Raw genomic sequence first — 19,196 nt, forward strand, 5'->3', positions numbered from 1 at the left:
TTGTCGAGAACGGGTTGTCTGTCAGGAACGCGCTGCTCACCAGTAGTCGGGCAGGTGATAGCGGTGGGTGTTCGTCGCATGCCACTCGTGGTTGCCGGCCACCCAGTCCGACAGACCCTGGAGGTAGCGCTCGACGAGCGGTGAGGTGGCGGCGAGCAGGGCGGACTCCTCCTCGAACGCCTCCATGATCTGGTTGTGGATCTCGACCGACTTCAGATAGGCGGCCTTCAGTCCACCGCGGTCGTTGGCGGCGACGACCTGCGGCAGATTGAGATGGGTCGGATCGGACGCCAGCTCCCTGGTGAAGGAGTACAGGTCGTTGACGATCGTGGTGGCGTTGCAGGCGAGCGCCGTGACCCGCTGGATCTCCGGGCGCGCGTAGAGCGGCTCGGGCAGTTCGTAGCCGTCGACCGCGTCGACGATCGACAGACACGGCCGGAAGTTGTTGAACTGCCGCATCACCAGGTACTCCCAGATCCGCGGCGCGTACCGGGTCTCCGCCCAGGCCGCCTCGGCGAGATAGCCGAGGTGGAGCCGGGCGATGTCGTGCACGAACCGGTCGGTCTGGCTGGGCGTGGCCAGCGCGGCGAAGTCCTTCAGCGCCCAGTGGTACGAGCGCAGCGGGCCGTCGGCCCGCATGCCCCGCGCCCAGTCCTCCTGGAACTGCGGCGGGCCGTGGAAGGGGTCGAGCGCCGACTGCGCGAGGACCAGCCGGCCGCCGAGGCCGCTGCGGGACGCGCCTCGGCCCTCGTCCACCTCGCAGTAGCAGTTGTCGACGATGTTCTCCGCCAGCAGCAACTTGCCGGCCGCCGTGAGGCGCTCCAGTTCGGCCGCGCCGGGATGCTGGAGCACCACGGCCCGGCCGAACTGGAACCCCGCGAAGTCCCCGTTCCAGGCCGCGGGGAACAGATCCAGCAGGCGGGCCCACTCCTCCAGCCGGCGGTCCACCTCCGCGGCCTTCTCCGGATCGGCGGGGGAGACCTCCCGGTACCGCAGTCCGGGGATCGCGCCGCCGCGCCGGGCCCGCAGGCTCGCGGCGAGGTTCGGCGGGCCGGGCAGCGCGCTCCCGGTGCTCAGGGGCGTGCTCATCGCGAACTCCCCGCCCTCACTCGGCGGTCCGGCCGATCTGCACGTTCTCCAGCACTCCGGCCGCGTCGGGCACCAGCAGGGCCATCGAGTAGTAGGCCGTGACGAGGTAGCGGATGATCGAGTTGCCGTCGATCCCCATGAACCGCACGTTCAGACCGGGCTGGAACTCCTCGGGGATGCCCGTCTGGTACAGGCCGACGGCCCCCTGGTCGCCCTCGCCGGTGCGCAGCGCGATGATGCTGCTGGTGTGCTGCTCGGTGATCGGGATCTTGTTGCACGGGAAGATCGGCACCCCGCGCCAGGCCGGGATCTCGTGCCCCTCGACGGTCGCCGTGCCCGGCACCAGACCGCGCCGGTTGCACTGCCGGAAGAACGCGGCGATCGCCTTGGGATGGGCCAGGAACAGTTTGGTCTTGCGCCGCATCGACAGCAGCTCGTCCATGTCGTCCGGGGTCGGCGGCCCGGTGAAGGTGCTCACCCGTTGCCCGTAGTCGATGTTGTGCAGCAGCCCGAACTCCCGGTTGTTCACCAGCTCCCACTCCTGGCGCTCACGGATCTCCTCGACCGTGAGGCGCAGCTGCTGCTGGGTCTGGTTCATCGGGTCGTTGTAGAGGTCGGCGACCCGGGTGTGCACCTTCAGCACGGTCTGGGTCAGCGACAACTCGTACTCGCGCGGCGAGAGTTCGTAGTCGATGAAGCCCGCCGACAGCGTCGGCTCGCCCACATGGCCGGCCTGGAGCGGCAGGTCCGCCTCGCCCTTGCGGTTCACCGGCCGCCGCTGCCGCTGGGCGTACGCCTCCAGATGCGCCGCGAGGGACGGCACCCGGCCGACGAACTCGCGCAGCACGGCCCAGGGCAGCGCCAGCAGCACCCCGGCGGTGTCCGCGCGCACCGAGGTCAGCCACAGCGGATCGTCCTGGCCGACCGCCTCGTCGCCCAGCTGGTCGCCGCCGGAGACGACCCCGACGATCTCCTCCTCGCCGTACTTGCCGGCGGTGAAGCGGGTGAACCGGCCGTGCACGACGAGGTAGGTCTCGGTCACCGGCTGCCCCGCCTCGAAGATCACCTGGCCGGCCCGGACCTCGCGTGTCTGGAAGCGGGCGGACAGCTCCGCGAGGGTCCCGTTGTCGGAGTAGCCACGCAGCACGGGCAGTTCGGTGAGGGACTCCGGGACGACCCGGACGTCGTCCCCGCCGTTCTGCTCGAACTGCACCCGGCCCCGGCCGACCTTCAGCTGCAGCCGCCGGTTGACGCGGTACGTGCCGCCCTTGACGTCCACCCAGGGCAGCATGCGCAGCAGCCAGCGCGAGCTGATGGCCTGCATCTGGGGCTCGGACTTGTGGGTGGTGGCGAGCTGGCGGGCCGCCTGGGTGCCGAGGCTGGTGAGCTGCCCGTCGGCGGCGGGGTCCGGCGCGTGTTCGTCGAGGGCGGGACCGGTGGCGCTGTCCGGTGTGGACACATTCCCTCCAGGGAGGTGCACGGTGATGAGCGGAACGGGAGCGAAGATCGGTTCGGTGATCCGCGGCACCAGCGAATCACTCTCCGTGACGGAGGGGTACGGCGTGAAAGGGGCGGATTCGTGCGCCACGGGGTGCGGACCGGGCGGACGGGACCGAGGGTGCACCCTGGGCACAACCACGTCTCTCGCGCGCTCCCACGCACCCGCGATCACAGGCTTGGGACGGATCGTTCACCGGATCGGGGGACCGGGTACGGCGTCAGGTGACGTCGTACGGTCACATTCCGTGACATTCGGGCCGTGATTCCCGCGCGGCGGTTCGGCGCGCGGGCCGACCGGCGGGTGACTAGCGTGAGGAACCGGACAGAGTCATCTCAGCGGAAGGCTGCGGTCATGGCCGTACAACCAGAGGGAACCCCTTGTTGGGCCGACGCGATGTTCAGCGACGTCGAGGGCGCCAAGAGCTTCTACGGCGACGTCCTGGGCTGGACGTTCGGCGAGTCGTCGTCGGAGTACGGCAACTACACCCAGGCCTACGCCGACGGCAAGGCGGCCGCCGCCGTCGTTCCGCCGATGCCCGGTCAGGAGGGGCAGTCGCAGTGGTGCCTGTACTTCGCCTCCCCGGACGCAGCCGCGACCGCCGCGAAGATCCGCGCCGCCGGCGGCGAGGTGCTGATGGAGCCGATGCAGGTCGGCGACTTCGGCACGATGTGCCTGGGCCGTGAGCCCAGCGGCGCCGTCTTCGGCGTCTGGCAGGCCGGCACCCACGAGGGCTTCGAGGCCCTGGGCGTCCCGGGCGGCTACGGCTGGGCCGAGGTCTTCACCCGCGAACCCGAGCGGGCGGACCGGTTCTTCACCACGGTCTTCCCGTACACGGCGCAGCAGATGGAGGACGACGCGATCGACTTCCGCATCTTCAACGTCGGTGAGAACACGGTGCTGGGCCGGATGAAGATGACGGACGACTTCCCGCCCGAGGTGCCGTCGTACGTCAACGTCTACTTCGTCGTCCCCGACTGCGACGACGCCGTCGCCAAGGCGACCAAGCTCGGCGGCGTCCTGCGCTTCGGGCCGATGAGCAGCCCGTTCGGGCGGTTCGCCGCCCTCACCGACCCGCAGGGCGCGAACTTCTCGGTGATCGACCTCACGACCACGGAGGGCGACGCCCCGACGACCACACCCGTGTGAGACCGGCCGGCCGGAGCCCCCGCGCGGCCATGGCATGATCGTGCCCATGCGTGAACGTGTTGTGGCCGCGTGCGACGGGGCTTCCAAGGGGAACCCGGGACCGGCCGGCTGGGCCTGGGTGGTCGCCGACGACTCGGAGGAACCGGCCCGCTGGGAGGCGGGGCCGCTCGGCCGGGCCACCAACAACGTCGCCGAACTCACCGCCCTGGAACGGCTGCTGGCGGCGACCGACCCGGCAGTACCGCTCGAGGTCCGGATGGACTCCCAGTACGCCATGAAGGCCGTCACCACCTGGCTGCCCGGCTGGAAGCGCAACGGCTGGAAGACCTCCGCCGGCAAGCCCGTCGCCAACCAGGAGCTGGTCGTCCGCATCGACGAGCTGCTCGACGGCCGCTCGGTCGACTTCCGTTACGTCCCCGCCCACCAGGTCGACGGCGACCCGCTGAACGACTTCGCCGACCGGGCCGCGAGCCAGGCGGCCAGTGTCCAGGAGGCGGCGGGCAGCGAGCAGGGCTCCCCGCAGCCGCCGCCCTCGCCGGACACCCCGAAGCCGTGGTCCGGCCGCTCTTCCGGGGGCAAGTCGCCCCGCAAGAGCGCCGGTTCGGCGCCCCGGCAGGGCGGCGGCTCGTCGTCCCGCACGATCAAGGCCAAGTTCCCCGGGCGCTGTGTGTGCGGGCGCCCCTACGCCGCTGGCGAGCAGATCGCCAAGAACGCCCAGGGCTGGGGCCACCCGGAGTGCCGGACCGCCGAGGCCTGATCAGGCGTCGAAGGTGTAGTGCGGGGTGTGGTCGAGCAGGGCCGCCGGGGTCGTGTCGTTCCACGGCTTCATCGTCTCGTTCAGGTCGACGACGTTCGCCGTCCCGCTGGCCGGCAGGTACGGAGACGCGGGGTGCCGGCGCTGCCACTCCGCCCACAGCCGGTCGATGTAGGCGTGGTGCAGCCAGAACACCGGGTCGTTGGGGGAGACCCCGGTCGCCATCTGCCCGCCGACCCAGACGTGCACGCGGTTGTGCAGATTGACCCCGCGCCACCCCTCCAGATGGTTGCGGAAGCCGTCGGAGGCGCTGTTCCAGGGCGCCATGTCGTACGTCTCCATCGCCAGCACCGAGTCGACCTCGGCGCGGGTGGGCAGCTCACGGACGCCCGCCCCCAGCGCCCGGCGCAGGAAGGTACGGCCGTCCACCCGGACGTTGATCGGCCAGTTCCCCGTCGACGCGGCGAACGGCCCGTCCATCACCTGACCGTCCCGGCTGCGCCCGGTGCCGCCGAGGAAGTCCGGCGCCCACAGCGAGGAACGCGCCGAACGGTCGGCGGACCAGTCCCAGTAGGGCAGCGCCACCGACGCGTCCACCGACTGCAGCGCCCGCTCGAACTCCAGCAGGAATCTGCGGTGCCAGGGCAGGAAGGACGGCGAACGGTGGCCGGTGCGCTCGCCGTTGTCGGTGTCGCCCAGGATGAACGCGTTGTGCGTGGTGACGAAGGCGTCGTAGCGGCCGCTGCGCTTGAGTTCGAGGAGGGCGGCGACGAAGCGGCGCTTCTCCTCGGCGGTCAGGGACGCCTGGTTCTTGCGGACGGTCATGTGCGGATGCTCCAAGTGTGCGGGGGAGTGGGTCAGTTGGCGGGGAAGGGGAGGAGCCGGGCGCCCTGGAGCTCGTCGACGGCGGCCTGGGCGGCGGCCCGCGGGGTGGCGACCGGTTCGTAGTGGCTGACGACGCTGATCCACGAGCCGTCGGCGTTGCGCATCACATGCAGCTCGACCCCGTCCACGAACACGGCGTATCCGCCGCCGTGGTGGCCGCTGCCCCCGTGGTGGCCACCGCCGGAGACCGTACGGCCCTGTATCCGGCGGCCCTTGTAGACCTCGTCGAAGGCGGCGGGGGAGTTGGGGGAGTTGGGGGAGCTGGGGGAGCCGGGGCTGTGGTGCGGGTGATCGTCCGCCCGGGCGGCGGGCAGGGCGACCAGCGGGACACCGACGGCGACGACGGCCGCGGCGGTGAGCGCGCTTCGACGGGTGAGTTCCGGCATGCGGGACCTCCTGGGGTGCGTTGGGTTGACGACCCCGCATGCCTATCCAGTGGGCGGAGAAGGGGAGAAATCGGCCGCGACGGGTTGGCTGCGATCCGGACAATTAATGATGTGTCGTGCAAAATTGAAGGAAGATGATCTTGCTCGCGAGGGGCCCCGACGCGGGGCGGAAGGGGCAATTCCTTTCCGTCAAGGCGCCTGTTCCGGTGGTCTTTCGCGCGGGCGCGCGCTGCCGGTGGTGTGGCTCACGTGCGGAAAGTGACGTGATCATGGATCTGAGGCGTCCCCGAGGGCTCCGCGCACACTGCTACCCTGCGTCGTCAATTCATCACGTCTGGTAGCTCTTAGGGGTGTCCGTGAAGGTCGCCTGTGTCGGCGGCGGGCCCGCCGGCCTGTATCTCTCGATCCTGCTCAAGCGGCAGGACCCGTCCCACGACATCACCGTCTACGAACGCGACCCGGAGGGCTCGACCTACGGCTGGGGCGTCACCTACTGGCAGGGACTCCTCGACCGGCTCCGCGCCCACGACCCCGAGTCGGCCGGCGCCATCGAGGAGAACTCCGTCCGCTGGAACCAGGGCGTCGCCCACGTAAGGGACCTGGCGACGCGTCAGCCCGGCGACGAAGGGCACGGCATCGGCCGCCACAAGCTCCTGGAGATCCTCGCCGAACGCGCCCGAGCCCTCGGCGTACGGCTGGAGTTCGAGTGCGAGATCACCGCCGACGACCTGCCGGACGCCGACCTCGTCGTGGCCGGCGACGGCGTCCACAGCGCCCTGCGCACCCATCGCGCCGACCGGTTCGGCGCCGAACTCCGTCCGGGCCGCAACTCCTACGTCTGGCTCGGCACCACCAAGGTCTTCGACTCCTTCACCTTCGCCTTCGTGGAGACCGAGCACGGCTGGGTCTGGTGCTACGGCTACCCCTTCAGCGCGGAGCAGAGCACCTGTGTCGTCGAGTGCGCCCCCGAGACCCGCAGCGGGCTCGGCCTGGACCAGGGGAGCGAGGCCGACGCACTGGCCCGGCTGGAGAAGCTCTTCGCGCACATCCTCGACGGCCACCCGCTCATCGGCCGCGCCCCGGCCGGCGGCGGCGCCCAGTGGCTGACCTTCCGCACCCTGACCAACCGGACCTGGTACCACGACAACCTCGTCCTGCTCGGCGACGCCGCCCACACCACCCACTACTCCATCGGCGCCGGCACCACCCTCGCCCTGGAGGACGCCATGGCCCTCGCCGACGCGCTGCGGGAGAGCGCCGACCTTCCCCGGGCCCTCGCCCGCTACCAGCGCGAACGCCAGTCGGCCCTGCTGTCCCCGCAGAGCGCGGCCCGCTACAGCGCCCAGTGGTACGAGAACCTCACCCGCTACATCGACCTCCCCCCGGAGCGCATGTTCGCCCTCCTGGGCCAGCGCCACTCACCCCTGTTGCCCTACGTCCCGCCCCAGCTCTACTACCGCGTCGACCGGGTCGCCGGCCGGCTGGAAGCCCTGCGTCGCCTCAAGCGCTGGCTGGGCCCGAAGATCGCCCGGAGCGCCCACACGCGCGTGCTGACCTCCCGGAAGTAGCGGGCGCCCCCGGTCCGATCCGCTTGGGTGAATGGCAATTCACTGTTACGGTGAATTGCCATTCACCCGTTTTTGGTTTCGTGCCGGCCGCAGGAGTGTCCATGGCCTCGCCCGTTCCGATACAGGCTCCGACCAGGGAAGACACCGGCCTGCGAGCCCGGCTCACCCTCCCGGTCCTGGCCTACTGCGGCATGCCCTGAGCGGCGTACGCGGCGAGCCGCTCCCGGTAGAAGGCGGCGAAGTCCGAGACGACCCGCTGGACCTGGTCCCGGCGGGTGAGCACCGCGTAGCCGTTGGCGTGCACCCGCAGCGTGGTGGGCCGGAGATAGAGAAGCGTGTTCTTCGACGGCCCCCAGACGTCCGCCGACGGCGTCGTGACCAGCCCCAGCGCGGCCACGTCGAACTGCGCGTTGCCCAGCACCGGCGCCAGATACCAGGCCGCGCCCGACACCATCCGCCCGACCAGGTCCGCCACCGGCGTGGGCACGCTGTCGGAGAAGGGATAGGGGTACGGGGACGTCACGCGCCGCGAGGTCAGGGGCTTGGCCGGCGCCACGGACCACACCTTGAACCACGGGAACTCGGTGAACGCGAACCAGAGCGCCTCCACCCGCCCGTCCGACTCCAGGAAGCTCGCCAGCGTCCGCCCGCCCGCGCCGGGCGCCGCGAACAGTTCCTTCGCCGGGATGTCCGTACGGCTGAGACACCGCAGATTGCTGTTCGCCCCCACCCGCAGCACCACCTCGGTCACCAGCGACCGTCCGAGATGGGTGAGCAGCGCGGCGCAGTCCGCCTCGTCAGCCGTGCCGCCAGGCCCAGTTGACGACGCCTACCATCTGCCCGGCGGCGCGCGGCGCGCACGCCCACAGCCCGGTCACGGTGATCTCGCCGTCCCAGTTGCGGTACGCCGTACGGGACAGGGGCACGTCCGCCGGGAAGTCCGGCAGTTCCTCCGCCGCGACGGCCGGGTCCGCGGCCACCAGGACGGGGACGGCGGCCAGCGTGGCGGCCGCGGTGCGCAGGAAGCCGCGGCGGGTCCAGGAGGGGTCCCCCGGCTGATGGTTGCTCAGTGAACGATCAGTCACGGACTCACGGTAGGCGCCCGCTGTCACAGGACGGCGCCGCGTCGAACACCATCACCCGTGAGAGTGAAGAATGCACAGATGACAGGCCGGACCCGCCGGTTCCGCACCAGCCGTCGGCGGATGACAGACTGACGCCATGGACGAGCGCGAATTCGGTAGGTCTGGCCAGCACGCATCCGTCGTCGGTCTCGGCACCTGGCAACTGGGCGCCGACTGGGGGGACGTCGACGACAAGGAGGCCCTCGCGGTCCTGGAGGCGGCCGCGGAGTCGGGGGTGACCTTCTTCGACACCGCCGACGTCTACGGCGACGGACGCAGCGAGCAGACCATCGCCGCCTTCCTGAGCGGACGTCCCGACCTGCACGTGCTGGTGGCCACCAAGATGGGCCGCCGCGTCGAGCAGATCCCCGAGAACTACGTCCTGGACAACTTCCGCGCCTGGAACGACCGTTCCCGCCGCAACCTCGGCGTCGACCGCGTCGACCTGGTGCAGCTGCACTGCCCGCCCACGCCCGTCTACTCCCGCGACGAGGTCTTCGACGCCCTCGACACCCTCGTCGAGGAGCAGCGCATCGCCCAGTACGGCGTCAGCGTCGAGACCTGCGCCGAGGCGCTCACCGCGATCGCCCGGCCGGGCGTCGCCAGCGTGCAGATCATCCTCAACCCGTTCCGGCTGAAGCCCCTGTACGAGGTGCTCCCGGCGGCCCGCGAGGCCGGCGTCGGCATCATCGCCCGCGTGCCGCTCGCCTCCGGCCTGCTCTCGGGCAAGTACACCAAGGACACCGTCTTCCCCGAGAACGACCACCGCACCTACAACCGGCACGGCGAGTCCTTCGACCAGGGCGAGACCTTCTCCGGCGTGGACTACGCGACCGGCGTCGAGGCCGCCGTCGAGTTCGCCGCCCTCGCCCCCGAGGGGTACACGCCGGCCCAGCTGGCGCTGCGCTGGATCGTGCAGCAGCCCGGTGTGACCACCGTGATCCCTGGCGCCCGCTCGCCCGAGCAGGCCCGCGCCAACGCGGCCGCCGCCAAGCTGCCGGACCTCTCCGGCGAGACCCTCGCGGCGGTCCGCGACCTCTACGACCGGCGGATCAAGGAGCAGGTCGAGAACCGCTGGTAGGCCTGTTCGGGCGAACCGCGCCAGCCGTCCGTTTGAACGACATACGGCCCGGATACCCGGGCCGTATGGATCAGGACGACAGAAGAGACGGACGGGACGAGACCGAGGACGAACGGGCCGACCGGATGTGGGGCGACCTCATCCAGGAGGTCCGCGTCGCCCAGACCGGCGTCCAGATCCTCTTCGGCTTCCTGCTCACCGTCGTGTTCGCACCGAGGTTCACGACCCTCAGCGACACGAACCAGACGCTCTACGTCGTCACGATCGTGCTGGGGTCCGCCGCCACCGGCGCGCTGATCGGGCCGGTGGCGCTGCACCGCCTGGTGTCCGGGCGGCGGGTCAAGCCCCAGGCCGTGGTGTGGGCCTCCCGGCTGACCTTCGTCGGCCTGCTGCTGCTCCTCGCCACCATGACGGGCGCACTCCTGCTGGTCCTGCGCGTCGCGACCCACGACGGGTACGTGCCCTGGCTGGTCACCGGTGTCGTCGTGTGGTATCTGCTGTGCTGGTTCGCTGTGCCCCTGTGGACGCGCCACCGCTACTCGACGCGCTGACGGACAGGGCGGCCAGCTGCCGGTCGTGCAGCCGTCCCAGCAGCGCCACGGACACCGTGGCACCGATCAGCGCGCAGAACATGTCCCACTGGGTGTCCCACACATCGCCCTGGGTGGCGAGGAAGGCGTCGGCCGCCTGCCCGCCGATCACGGCCGCCGCCCACTCGAACATCTCGAACACCGCGCTGAACGCCAGGCACGCGCACACCGTCAGCGGCGCCAGCCAGCGGCTGCCCCGCAGCGGGGACGTACGGCTGAGCAGTTCCCGGACCAGGATCGCCGGCACGAACCCCTGCATGAGGTGGCCGAAACGGTCGTACGGATTGCGGTCGAGGCCGAACACGTCCCGCACCCAGTCGCCGAGCGGCACACGCGCGTACGTGTAGTGGCCGCCCAGCGCCAGCACGAGTGCGTGCACCGCGAGCAGGGCGCACAGCAGGCCGGTGAGCGGGAACCGGCGCCAGGCCAGGACGACCACCGGCAGCCCCACGAGCACCCACACCGTCTCCAGCAGCCAGGTCGTGGGGTCGTAGGGGTGCCAGGCCGACAGGGCCAGGCCCGCGACGACCAGCCCGGCGCACAGGGCGGGCAGGGTGCGGCGCGGTGCGGGCGGTACGGCGGACAGGCCGGCAGCGGACATCGGGCGCTCCTTGAAGGAAGAACGACTTGGGAGCACCCATCGTCGGGCCGCCCGCCGACCGGCGGCATGAGTACGGCTACTCAGCTCACCCTGCGTTTCCGCGCGCCCCGCGCAGGGCCGTGATGCAGGTGCCGATGGCCTGCTGGAGCTCCTCCAGCCGCTGGACCATGTCGTCCTCGTAGAACTCCTGGGCGTCGTCGAAGGTCAGCTCCTCGAAGACCTTCGTCGCCCTCTGGAGGCTGCTGTAGAACTTGGTGCGCCGCTCCTGGACGCGCAGCTCGGGGTCGGCCTCCACGGTCTCCACGACGAGGTGCTTCATCGTGTCGTAGGCCTCGCTCGCCCACTCGCCGGCGTCCTCGTTCTCGTCCAGCTCGTCGATCAGCGACAGGTGCCGTTCGGCCTCCTGGCGCAGCCCGACCGGCGCGTCGATGGTCTGGCCCGCGGGCGTCTTGACCTGACCGGACTCGGCGATCTGGCGGACGTAACCGATCCGGTCGGCCGAGCGGCTCTCGGTGGCCACCGCCTTCTTCAGGTCGTCGGTGCGCACCACGTCCCGGGCCAGCTCGGCCTGCAGCTCCGGGTCCTCCCTGACGCGGTCCAGGAGGGCGGCGCGGGCCGCGCGGGCGGTGGACGGGTCGGCGAGGATCGCGGCGCGCAGGGCCGTGGGGTTCTCCGCGACCTCCAGCGCCTTCGTCGGCCGGATGCCCTCCGCCTCGGCGGCCTCGGCGATCGCCGTGCCGCGCTCGGACGTGGCGCTGGACCGGGAGACGTAGTACCCCGTCCACACGTCGGCGTCCGGCAGCTCGACCTCCTGGCCCGGCGCCAGCTCCTCGAACTGCGGGACGAGACCGTCGTCGGCCGCCCGGTCCCAGGCCTTGTAGTACCGCATCACGCGCTCGGGGGAGCAGCCGGCCAGCTCCGCGAACTCCTTCGCCGACACCTTCGGCGTCTCGTCCGCGCTCTGCCCGCCCGGCCGGACGCTGCGGGCCACCATCAGCCCGAAGGCCCACCCGCCGGTGCGCGCGTAGACTCCGAACTCCCGCGCGTCCCGTGCCACAAGGTCGGACAGGGGCGCGGGGGACGTCTCGGGCCGGTCGATCGCCAGGGTCACGGATGACTCTCCTCAGAAGGCTGCGGGAAACGCGGACGTGCAGACCGGCAGCCTATATGCACCCATTGGCAACGCTTTGACGGACCCGTGGACGGCGGGCGACGCAGGGCGGCCCGTGGTGCGGGCGGCGGGTGGCGGCCCAGCGGCGGCCCTCAGGCCGCCGAGCCCGGGCGGAACGTCCGCAGGAACGTGTCCAGGGCCTGGCGGTTGCCACCCTGGTCCCAGTCGGCGGCGGGCGTCGTCCAGCGCAGGGAGAAGCCGCGCGTCCCACCGAGCAGGAAGCCCCGGCCGAACGTGTGCACCTGGGTCCCGTCGGCGTCGACGACCCACTCCATGTCGGCCGCCTTGTACCCCTGGTACGTCGTCGCCTCGATCGCGCCGATCCGCCGGTACTCGCCCTGCTGCCGCAGGTTCGGCTCGACGTCCTCGCGCCACACGGCCACCGGATCCGGGCCCACCCGCTCGCTGTAGGTCACCGCGAGCGTGCGTGGATCGCCTGCCGCTCCGAAGGTGACGCGATACGCGTTGTCGGCGCCCTCCGTGGTGTCCAGCCGCTTCCAGCCGGCGGGCAGGGCGACGGAGAAGCCCTCGGGCGCGCGGTAGACGCGGTAGCCGGACGGCAGGGCGTCGGTGGAGGCAGAAGGGGACGAAGGGGAGGAGGGCGGCGCGGACGGGGTGGCGGGCGCGGAGCTGGAGGGTGGTGTGCTGGGCGTCGGCGTGACTCTTTCGCCGATGTCGCCGCCGTCCTCGGCGGAGGGTGTCGGGGCGGCCGACGGCACGGCCGGCGCGCCGCCGCCCGCCGCCGTGTCCTGGGTGCCCGGCAGCTGGTGGGTCACGGTCAGGGCGGCGACCGCCACCGTGAGGACCGCCAGCGCCGTCCCGGCCGCCATGGCCCGCCCGCTCCACTGCGGGCCCGCGTTGCGGGCCACGGTGTAGGCGCGCCGCAGCCGAGGCGGGGGCGTGGTGGGGAGCGGTTCCTCGTCCAGCGCCCGGGTGAGGCTCTGGCGTACGACGAGGCGGGTCAGCCGCTCCCGGGAGTCCTTGCGCAGCAGGCCCTGTACGGCCGGGGTGAGCGGGCCGGCCCGCAGCGGAGTGCGCAGCGGCAGCCGGTCCACGCCTTTGAGGGTGGCCTCGGGCCGGTCCCGGTCACGGTACGGCGGCCGCCCCTCGGCCATCGTGTAGAGGATCGCGCCCAGCGCCCACAGATCCGCCGCGGGGCCGATCCGCTCGTCCCGGGCCTGCTCGGGCGAGGCGTACGCCGGTGCCGCCAGCCGTGGCACGAGCGTGGCGCCGGCCAGCCCGAACCCGGTGACGACGACCGGACCCTTGGCCCGCACGAACACCTGGCCGGGGCTGAGTTCGCCATGGGTGATGCCCTCGCCGTGCGCGGCCTCCAGCACGTCGAGCAGCTGGAGCCCGATCGTGGCCGTCCGCGCCGTACCGAACGAGCCCTTCTGCTCGACCAGTTGCCCGAGCGGCAGCCCGTCGATCCACTCGGTGACGGTCCACAGGGACCCCGCCTCCGCCAGGGCGTCGACGACCGCGGCGATCCGGCCGGGGCAGAGCCCGGCCATCGTCGCCGACATGCGCAGCACCCGGTCGGAGACGTGACACGCCTCGGCCTCGCCGAGGTCGGGGGGCAGCCCGACCCGGGTGACCAGACAGGGCCGCGCCGCCTGGAGGTCCTCCCCGTACCAGCTGACGCGATTGGTCTCGCGGTGGACCACGTCGAGGAGCCGGTACCTCCCAGCGACCAACTCGTGCGTGGAGACGTGCGCCTTGACCATGGTCATCCCTCGCTGAACCCCCGGAGTTCTCCCTTTCCCAGGAGTACGGCGCATGCGCGGTGGTCCGTTCAATTGGACCGCCACTCCGGCACGATTCCTGTCTTTTATTCAAGGACGCCGGGCATAGGGGCGGACAAGGGCCGAGCATATGTGCGAGGAAAGGAAATTGCCGGGGGTCGTCCAGCGGTGTAACCAGCGGTAAACGGGCTCGGGAGGTTCCCGAAAACGCTTGCGGGGTGCGTGCGAGGGATTTCGGCCAGCGGGGCGTGTCGGGGATTCTCCCTTTTTCGGCGCAGGCCGAAACGTTCCGCCCCGCGCCGCCGGAAGAAGACATCCGGCGGCCGGTTCCGTCCACGGCACGGTGCGCGCTGCGAGGTCCGTGGCGGGACGGGGCGTGTCAGAGATCCCGGCGCACGGCGAACCCGATCAGGGACCGCAGGTCGCGGACGGCGCCGGCGGCCAGCGGCACCTCGGCCAGCGCCCCCTCGGCCGCGGCGACCAGCCGGTCCGCCTCGGCGAGCGCCGCCGCGCGTCCCCCGGCCTCCTCGGCCAGCCCGGCCGCCTCGGCCGGATCCCCGTCCCCGTCGAGCAGTACGGCCAGCCGGCGCGCCGCCGGGTCCGGCGAGGCGAGCGCGGCCAGCACCGGGAAGGTCTTCTTCCGCTCGCGCAGATCGGCGTGCACGGGCTTGCCGGTGACCGACGGGTCTCCCCAGACGCCGAGCACGTCGTCGACCACCTGGAAGGCGACCCCGAGCAGCCGTCCGGCCCGGTCCAGCGCGGCCACCGTCACCGGCGGCGCGCCGGCCAGCAGCGCGCCCAGGGCGGCCGAACAGCCCAGCAACGCACCGGTCTTGCCCTCGGCCATCGCCCGGTACGCCTCCGGCGTCACCCGCTCCGGCCCCGACCAGGGCCGGGCGGCGAACAGCAGGTCGTCGGCCTGTCCGCGCACCAGGTCCCCGAGCGCCCCGGACAGCAGCCGTACGGCCGCCGGTCCCGAGGGCGGCGGCTGGACGGCGAGGGTCTCGACCGCCAGCGCGAACAGCGCGTCGCCCGCCAGGACCGCCGGTCCCGTGCCGTACGCCTTCCACACGGTGGGACGGCCGCGCCGGGTCGGGTCGCCGTCCATGATGTCGTCGTGGAGCAGCGAGAAGGCGTGCACCAGCTCCACCGCGACCGCCGCGGGCACCCCGGTGCGCGCGGGCGCGCCGGCCGCCTCGGCACCGAGCACCGCGAGCGCCTGGCGCATCCCCTTGCCGCCGGAACCGACGGCGGGCGCCCCGCCCGCCTCGCACCAGCCGAAGGAGTACGCGGCCATCTCGCCGACCCAGGGATGCAGCCGCCCGACGGCCTCCGTCAGCGCGGGGCGCACCAAGGTGCGGCAGCGGGTGAGCAGTCGGGGTGCGGCGGCAGGCGTTCCCGCGGGGGCGGGCGGGCCGGGCCGGCGCACCGGCGTGTCGAGCGGGGTCACCGGCTGGCCTCGACGGTTTCGGTGGGTTCGGTGGGTTCAATGGCCGTGGTGGGCTCGGTGGGTTCGGTGGTGGGCTCAAGGGCCGGCGTGGGCTCGGAAGGGTCGATGCCCAGCTCAAGTTGGGCCCGGGAGACCATCTCCCGGGCGTGCCGCAGCCCGATCCGCTCCAGCACCCCGGCCAGGTCGGCGAGTTCGGCCGCCGTCTCGGCGTGGTCGTGCCCCAGCCGCGCCCGGGACTTGGCCAGGCCGAGCCGGGAGAGGGCCTCGCCGCGCGGCTCCTTCATCGCCCGGAACTCGCCGAGCGCCCGCTCGTACAGGGCCCGTGCCTCGGCGTAACGCCCGGCGCGGTAGAGGACGTTGCCGCGCATCTTGTGGTTGTACGCCAGCGCGCCCGACAGCTTCATCGCTCGGCAGGTGTCCTCCGCCTCGGACAGCAGGGCGAGGGCCCGCCCGGTGTCCTCGTCGCGCACCGAGACGATGTCCGCCAGGCCGCGCAGCGCCCACGCGTGACCGCGCCGGTCGTCGGCGCCCGCGGCGATCTCGGCCGCCTCCTCGAACAGGGCGAACGCGGTGTCGTAGGAACCGGAGTTGCGGTGCATCTGCGCGATGCCCTCCAGAGCCCACACCGTGTGCCGCGCCTCGCCGCGCCGGCGTGCCTCGGCCAGCAGCTGCTCGTGCAGCCGCCCGACCGCCTCGTAGTCGCCCTGGATCCGCCCGGTCTCCGCGAGCCCGGCCAGCGAGTAGCCCCGCACGACGATGTCGCCGCCGTGCTCGCCGAGGTCGGCCGCGAGACCCAGCAGCCTCCGGGCCAGCGGGAACGCGCCCCGCTGCCGGGCCAGGGTGCCGCCGCTCCACAGCGCCCACGCCATCGCCGCGACGTCACCGGCGTCCCGCGCCGCCCGGTAGCTGGCCTTCCAGGCGCTGTCCGCCTCCCGCACCTGCCCGAGCCGTCGGTGCGCCTCGGCGACCGCGAGCCCGGAGCGGGCCGCCTCGCCCTGCTCCCCGGCCCGTTCGGCCGCCTTCAGCTGTTCGGCGCCCGCGGCCAGGACGTCGGTGAGGGAGGAGTTCACGGACAGGGTGGTGAGGGCGCCCTGGTACTCCGGGGCGAATGCCTTGCCGTACATGGATTCCTTTCGGCTCTCATGTATACACTCTGTGTATACATGGCGCGTATAGCGCCTGTTGCCGATCAAGACGCGGGTCCCGGGGACGGGGTTGCCTGTGAGGCGCAGATCACCTCGGAGGCCGACGGGACGTCAGGAGGCGTGCGGGGCGCGCAGGATGGGGGCAGGCAGGGTGGGCCCGGCAGGGCGTCAGGCGCCGAAGAGCTGGGTCCAGTACGTGCCCGCCGGGCCGCCGCCCGTGAAACCGACGCCGATGTGGGTGAAGGCGGGCTTGAGGATGTTGGCGCGGTGCCCTGGGCTGTTCATCCAGCCCTCCACCACCTCGGCGGCGGAGCGCTGACCGCAGGCGATGTTCTCCCCGATGGTCCGCCGGGACGATCCCGCGGCGGCGGCCCGGTCCCACGGCTGACCGCCTTCCGGCGAGGTGTGCGAGTAGAAGCACCGCGCGACCATGTCCGCGCAGTGCGCCTGGGCGGCGGTGGTGAGGTGGGTGTCGACGGCGAGCGGGTGCAGCCCCGCCCTCGCGCGCTCGCGGTTGGTGAGACCGACCACCTCGGCGGCCGTCCGGGCCAGCCCGTCCGCCGTGAGCGGGCTCGCCCACACGGCGGTCCAGTAGGTGTCGCCGCGGGTGTCCGTGCCGTACGCCAGGGCGGCGTGCGTGAACGCTCGGTCGTGCAGGGTGCGGCGGGGCTGGTCCGTGCGCAGACAGTAGGCGACGAACTCGGCGGGTGTGCGCGGCCCGGAGACCAGGTGCTCACCCACGGACAGATAGGCGTATCCGGCGGAGGTGACGCGCTGGTGCAGCGAGACGCCGTCCCGGCCCTGCGCGCCGAGCCGCCCTGCTGCGGCCATCTCGGCGGCGTGCGCACGGGCCGCCGAGGCCAGCCGGGCGTCGAACGAGACGGGCCGGGCGCCGGCCGAGGCGCGGGCGGGGTTGACGAGGGAGAGGAAGCCGTCGGGATCGGGGCCGGGGGTGGAGCGGGGAGCGGGGGCGTGGGACGAGGGCGGGGTGGAGGCACGTGCGGCAGTGGTGGTCGGCCGCCCGCGCACGGGTGCGGGTGGTGCGGGTGGCGTGTCCTCCAGCACCTCCACCCCGAAGTCCCGGGCCAGGCCCGCCAGTCCGTCCGCGTACCCCTGGCCGAGCGCCCGCAGCTTCCAGACCCCGCCGAGCCGGTAGACCTCCGCGAGCAGCAGGACCGTCTCCTGCCGCGGGCGCGGTGGCGCGAACCGGGCGAGCGGGCGGCCCCGCGCGTCGGCGACCTGGAGGGTGGGCGCGGGCAGGCGGCCCAGGGGAGTGCCCGGCTCGGCGGCGCTGACGACCACGGTGACGCGCGTGGCGCCGGCGCGCAGCCGGCCCGGGTCCAGGGTGAGCGTGTCGCCGTGGAGCCGGGCGCCCGGTGCGGCGGGCTGGTTGTAGAACACGAAGTCGGCGTCGCCGCGCACCTTGCCGCTGTCGTCGGTGACGAGCGCGCACACGTCGAAGGGGCCGGGGACCCGGACGGCCAGGGCGCCGCCCGGGAGGGGCAGATTGCCCCCGGAGACCAACTCGCTCATCCCACCGCCCCGGTGTCGTCGTACGCACCCCCGTGGGGTGTTGTCCGGACAACGGACACCGGGGCACGCGGGTTCCCGGCACGGACACCGGGGCCCCGCGGGCTCCCGGACCGCCTGCCCGGGCGCGGTCAGGGGCGGACGGTGTCCGGCGCGACGTCCGGAGCGAGGCCCGGCGTGACGTCCGGCGCGATGTCCTCGGACTGCTCGTAGGGCGCCTTGATCTCGCGGGTGCTCGTGGCCCTGCCGCAGAACGCCGACTCCAGGGTGCGCAGCATCGTGTTGTGCACGGCGGTGCTGTTGGAGGCGTTGGCGAGCGCGGCCAGGGTGCGCCTGCCGTCCTTCGAGGTGAACGCGTAGGTGTAGTAGCCCTGGACGGCGCCCGTGTGGCCGTACACCGACACCCCGCAGGACAGGTTGCGGCGCCGCAGCCCCAGGCCGTACGCCTGGGTGGTGCCCGCCGGGACCCACCGCTTCATCTGGGCGAGCGCGTCGGCGGAGGTGAGCTTGCCGCGCAGCAGGGCCGAGAGGAACGTGTCGAGATCCTTGGTGCTGGAGATGAGGGCACCGGCGCTCTGGGCCCAGGACACGGTCTGCTTCGTCGCGTCGACCAGGGGGGTGCCTGGTGTGTCGGGGGTGAGGTAGCCGCTCGCGTGGCGGCCCGGGATCGCCGTGCCGGGGTGGACGTAGAAGGTGTCGCGCAGCTTCAGCGGATCGATGATGCGGCGCTGGTACTCGGTGCCCACGGGCCGACCGGTCAGCTTCTCGATGAGAAGTCCGGCGACGACGAAGTTGGTGTTGGAGTAGGAGTAGGCGCCGCCGGGCGCCGTCGTGCGGGGGTGGCTCAGCGAACGGGTCACCAGCTGGCGGTAGGTGAAGACCTTCATGCGCACCGCCTCGAAGCCGGAGACGGACCGGGCGAACAGGTCGTTGCTGTAGTCGTACAGGCCGCTGCGGTGGCTCAGCACGTGCCGGACGGTGATCCGGCTGTCGGGCAGCAGCCCCGGCAGATAGCGGTTGACCGGCCCGTCCAGGTCGAGCTTCCCCTCGTCGACGAGCTGGAGCAGCACGACGGCGGAGAACGTCTTGGTGACGCTGCCGATGCGGAACCGGTCGGCGTTGCTCAGGGCCTTCTTGGTGCGCCGGTCGGAGACGCCCACGGCGAGGTGGTGCACGGTGCCGTGGTCGTCGAGGCGCGCCATCGCGCCGGGCGCGCCCTGGCCGACCGCGGTGCGCAGCACGCCCTTGAGGCCGGTGAGGTCGGGCTTCGGCGGCGCGGCGGCGGAGACCGCGGGACGCGGTGCGGCATGGGCGGTCGGCAGCGGCAGCAGGGACATCAGAGCCGCCCCCGCGCACAGCGCCGTCGCGGCCCTTCTCCGTCGTCCCCGCCGGTCGGTCGTCGACGGTCTCTGCCGGTCGGTGGTCGACGG

16 protein-coding genes and 1 pseudogene are annotated in these 19,196 nt (G+C 72.5%); 5 read left to right on the top strand and 12 right to left on the bottom strand.

Annotated elements, in window-relative coordinates; genetic code table 11:
- Nucleotides 1-36 precede the first annotated feature (36 nt).
- A complete protein-coding gene (locus tag ACZ6D7_RS21895) occupies nt 37-1,089 on the bottom strand; it encodes a family 2 encapsulin nanocompartment cargo protein terpene cyclase (RefSeq protein ID WP_469492933.1) in 1,053 nt (350 codons plus the stop codon).
- 16 nt (nt 1,090-1,105) lie between these two features.
- Nucleotides 1,106-2,548 (bottom strand): family 2B encapsulin nanocompartment shell protein, encoded by a 1,443-nt coding sequence (locus tag ACZ6D7_RS21900; RefSeq protein ID WP_469492936.1) that lies wholly within the window; start codon nt 2,546-2,548, stop codon nt 1,106-1,108.
- A gap of 393 nt (nt 2,549-2,941) precedes the next feature.
- Here ACZ6D7_RS21900 and ACZ6D7_RS21905 point away from each other — a divergent pair, with 393 nt between their 5' ends.
- Together ACZ6D7_RS21905 and ACZ6D7_RS21910 are read left to right on the top strand one after the other, a co-directional pair.
- Nucleotides 2,942-3,736 (top strand): VOC family protein, encoded by a 795-nt coding sequence (locus ACZ6D7_RS21905; protein ID WP_469492938.1) that lies wholly within the window; start codon nt 2,942-2,944, stop codon nt 3,734-3,736.
- A 34-nt stretch (nt 3,737-3,770) separates the two neighbouring features.
- A complete protein-coding gene (locus tag ACZ6D7_RS21910; protein WP_469492941.1) occupies nt 3,771-4,493 on the top strand; it encodes a ribonuclease H family protein in 723 nt (240 codons plus the stop codon).
- Here the strand turns inward: ACZ6D7_RS21910 and melC2 are convergent, their stop codons facing one another.
- Both melC2 and melC1 read right to left on the bottom strand, forming a co-directional pair.
- The gene (melC2, locus tag ACZ6D7_RS21915; protein WP_469492950.1) at nt 4,494-5,315 is read right to left on the bottom strand and encodes a tyrosinase MelC2; all 822 of its coding nucleotides are present in this window, start codon (nt 5,313-5,315) and stop codon (nt 4,494-4,496) included.
- 32 nt (nt 5,316-5,347) lie between these two features.
- Nucleotides 5,348-5,761 carry an apotyrosinase chaperone MelC1 gene (gene melC1 / locus ACZ6D7_RS21920; protein WP_469492953.1) on the bottom strand — a complete coding sequence of 138 codons (414 nt, stop codon included), beginning with the start codon at nt 5,759-5,761 and terminating at the stop codon, nt 5,348-5,350.
- A gap of 356 nt (nt 5,762-6,117) precedes the next feature.
- On the opposite strand from melC1, the gene ACZ6D7_RS21925 reads away from it, so the two are divergent.
- A complete protein-coding gene (locus ACZ6D7_RS21925; protein ID WP_469493067.1) occupies nt 6,118-7,329 on the top strand; it encodes an FAD-dependent monooxygenase in 1,212 nt (403 codons plus the stop codon).
- 193 nt (nt 7,330-7,522) lie between these two features.
- Here the strand turns inward: ACZ6D7_RS21925 and ACZ6D7_RS21930 are convergent.
- Nucleotides 7,523-8,399: pseudogene (locus tag ACZ6D7_RS21930) on the bottom strand (cholesterol oxidase substrate-binding domain-containing protein); the annotation flags it as partial.
- A gap of 151 nt (nt 8,400-8,550) precedes the next feature.
- Here ACZ6D7_RS21930 and ACZ6D7_RS21935 point away from each other — a divergent pair.
- Both ACZ6D7_RS21935 and ACZ6D7_RS21940 read left to right on the top strand, forming a co-directional pair.
- Entirely contained in the window at nt 8,551-9,534 is a 984-nt protein-coding gene (locus ACZ6D7_RS21935) for an aldo/keto reductase (RefSeq protein ID WP_469492956.1), read from the top strand.
- Nucleotides 9,535-9,599: 65 nt separating this feature from the next.
- Nucleotides 9,600-10,085, top strand: a complete 486-nt coding sequence (locus tag ACZ6D7_RS21940; protein ID WP_469492959.1) for a DUF6328 family protein — start codon at nt 9,600-9,602, stop codon at nt 10,083-10,085.
- On the opposite strand, the gene ACZ6D7_RS21945 is transcribed toward ACZ6D7_RS21940, so the two are convergent.
- From ACZ6D7_RS21945 to ACZ6D7_RS21975, 7 genes are all read right to left on the bottom strand, one after another.
- Entirely contained in the window at nt 10,006-10,725 is a 720-nt protein-coding gene (locus ACZ6D7_RS21945) for a DUF2238 domain-containing protein (protein WP_469492961.1), read from the bottom strand. The two genes, ACZ6D7_RS21940 and ACZ6D7_RS21945, sit on opposite strands and share 80 nt — an antisense overlap.
- A gap of 85 nt (nt 10,726-10,810) precedes the next feature.
- Nucleotides 10,811-11,836: a hypothetical protein gene (locus ACZ6D7_RS21950; RefSeq protein ID WP_469492964.1), complete on the bottom strand. Its 1,026-nt coding sequence runs from the start codon at nt 11,834-11,836 to the stop codon at nt 10,811-10,813.
- 152 nt (nt 11,837-11,988) lie between these two features.
- Nucleotides 11,989-13,629 carry a serine/threonine protein kinase gene (locus tag ACZ6D7_RS21955; RefSeq protein ID WP_469492966.1) on the bottom strand — a complete coding sequence of 547 codons (1,641 nt, stop codon included), beginning with the start codon at nt 13,627-13,629 and terminating at the stop codon, nt 11,989-11,991.
- A 391-nt stretch (nt 13,630-14,020) separates the two neighbouring features.
- On the bottom strand, nt 14,021-15,091 hold the full coding sequence (locus ACZ6D7_RS21960) for a polyprenyl synthetase family protein (RefSeq protein WP_469492968.1): 1,071 nt from the start codon (nt 15,089-15,091) through the stop codon (nt 14,021-14,023).
- Nucleotides 15,088-16,215, bottom strand: coding sequence for a tetratricopeptide repeat protein (locus ACZ6D7_RS21965; RefSeq protein ID WP_469492971.1), 1,128 nt, complete (start codon nt 16,213-16,215; stop codon nt 15,088-15,090). Before ACZ6D7_RS21965 ends, ACZ6D7_RS21960 begins: the two co-directional genes overlap by 4 nt.
- A 189-nt stretch (nt 16,216-16,404) precedes the next feature.
- Entirely contained in the window at nt 16,405-17,769 is a 1,365-nt protein-coding gene (locus tag ACZ6D7_RS21970) for a CAP domain-containing protein (RefSeq protein ID WP_469492974.1), read from the bottom strand.
- Nucleotides 17,770-17,897: 128 nt separating this feature from the next.
- Nucleotides 17,898-19,103 (bottom strand): serine hydrolase domain-containing protein, encoded by a 1,206-nt coding sequence (locus tag ACZ6D7_RS21975; protein WP_469492977.1) that lies wholly within the window; start codon nt 19,101-19,103, stop codon nt 17,898-17,900.
- Nucleotides 19,104-19,196 lie beyond the last annotated feature (93 nt).

This window comes from Streptomyces sp. NPDC041784 (assembly GCF_055591025.1).

Excerpts from the sequence above, each read along its gene's own strand:
- ACZ6D7_RS21895 (WP_469492933.1), bottom strand. The coding sequence starts at position 1,089 with ATGAGCACGCCCCTGAGCACCGGGAGCGCGCTGCCCGGCCCGCCGAAC.
- ACZ6D7_RS21905 (WP_469492938.1), top strand. The coding sequence starts at position 2,942 with ATGGCCGTACAACCAGAGGGAACCCCTTGTTGGGCCGACGCGATGTTC.
- ACZ6D7_RS21910 (WP_469492941.1), top strand. The coding sequence starts at position 3,771 with ATGATCGTGCCCATGCGTGAACGTGTTGTGGCCGCGTGCGACGGGGCT.
- melC2 (WP_469492950.1), bottom strand. The coding sequence starts at position 5,315 with ATGACCGTCCGCAAGAACCAGGCGTCCCTGACCGCCGAGGAGAAGCGC.
- melC1 (WP_469492953.1), bottom strand. The coding sequence starts at position 5,761 with ATGCCGGAACTCACCCGTCGAAGCGCGCTCACCGCCGCGGCCGTCGTC.
- ACZ6D7_RS21935 (WP_469492956.1), top strand. The coding sequence starts at position 8,551 with ATGGACGAGCGCGAATTCGGTAGGTCTGGCCAGCACGCATCCGTCGTC.
- ACZ6D7_RS21940 (WP_469492959.1), top strand. The coding sequence starts at position 9,600 with ATGGATCAGGACGACAGAAGAGACGGACGGGACGAGACCGAGGACGAA.
- ACZ6D7_RS21945 (WP_469492961.1), bottom strand. The coding sequence starts at position 10,725 with ATGTCCGCTGCCGGCCTGTCCGCCGTACCGCCCGCACCGCGCCGCACC.
- ACZ6D7_RS21955 (WP_469492966.1), bottom strand. The coding sequence starts at position 13,629 with ATGACCATGGTCAAGGCGCACGTCTCCACGCACGAGTTGGTCGCTGGG.
- ACZ6D7_RS21965 (WP_469492971.1), bottom strand. The coding sequence starts at position 16,215 with ATGTACGGCAAGGCATTCGCCCCGGAGTACCAGGGCGCCCTCACCACC.
- ACZ6D7_RS21970 (WP_469492974.1), bottom strand. The coding sequence starts at position 17,769 with ATGAGCGAGTTGGTCTCCGGGGGCAATCTGCCCCTCCCGGGCGGCGCC.
- ACZ6D7_RS21975 (WP_469492977.1), bottom strand. The coding sequence starts at position 19,103 with ATGTCCCTGCTGCCGCTGCCGACCGCCCATGCCGCACCGCGTCCCGCG.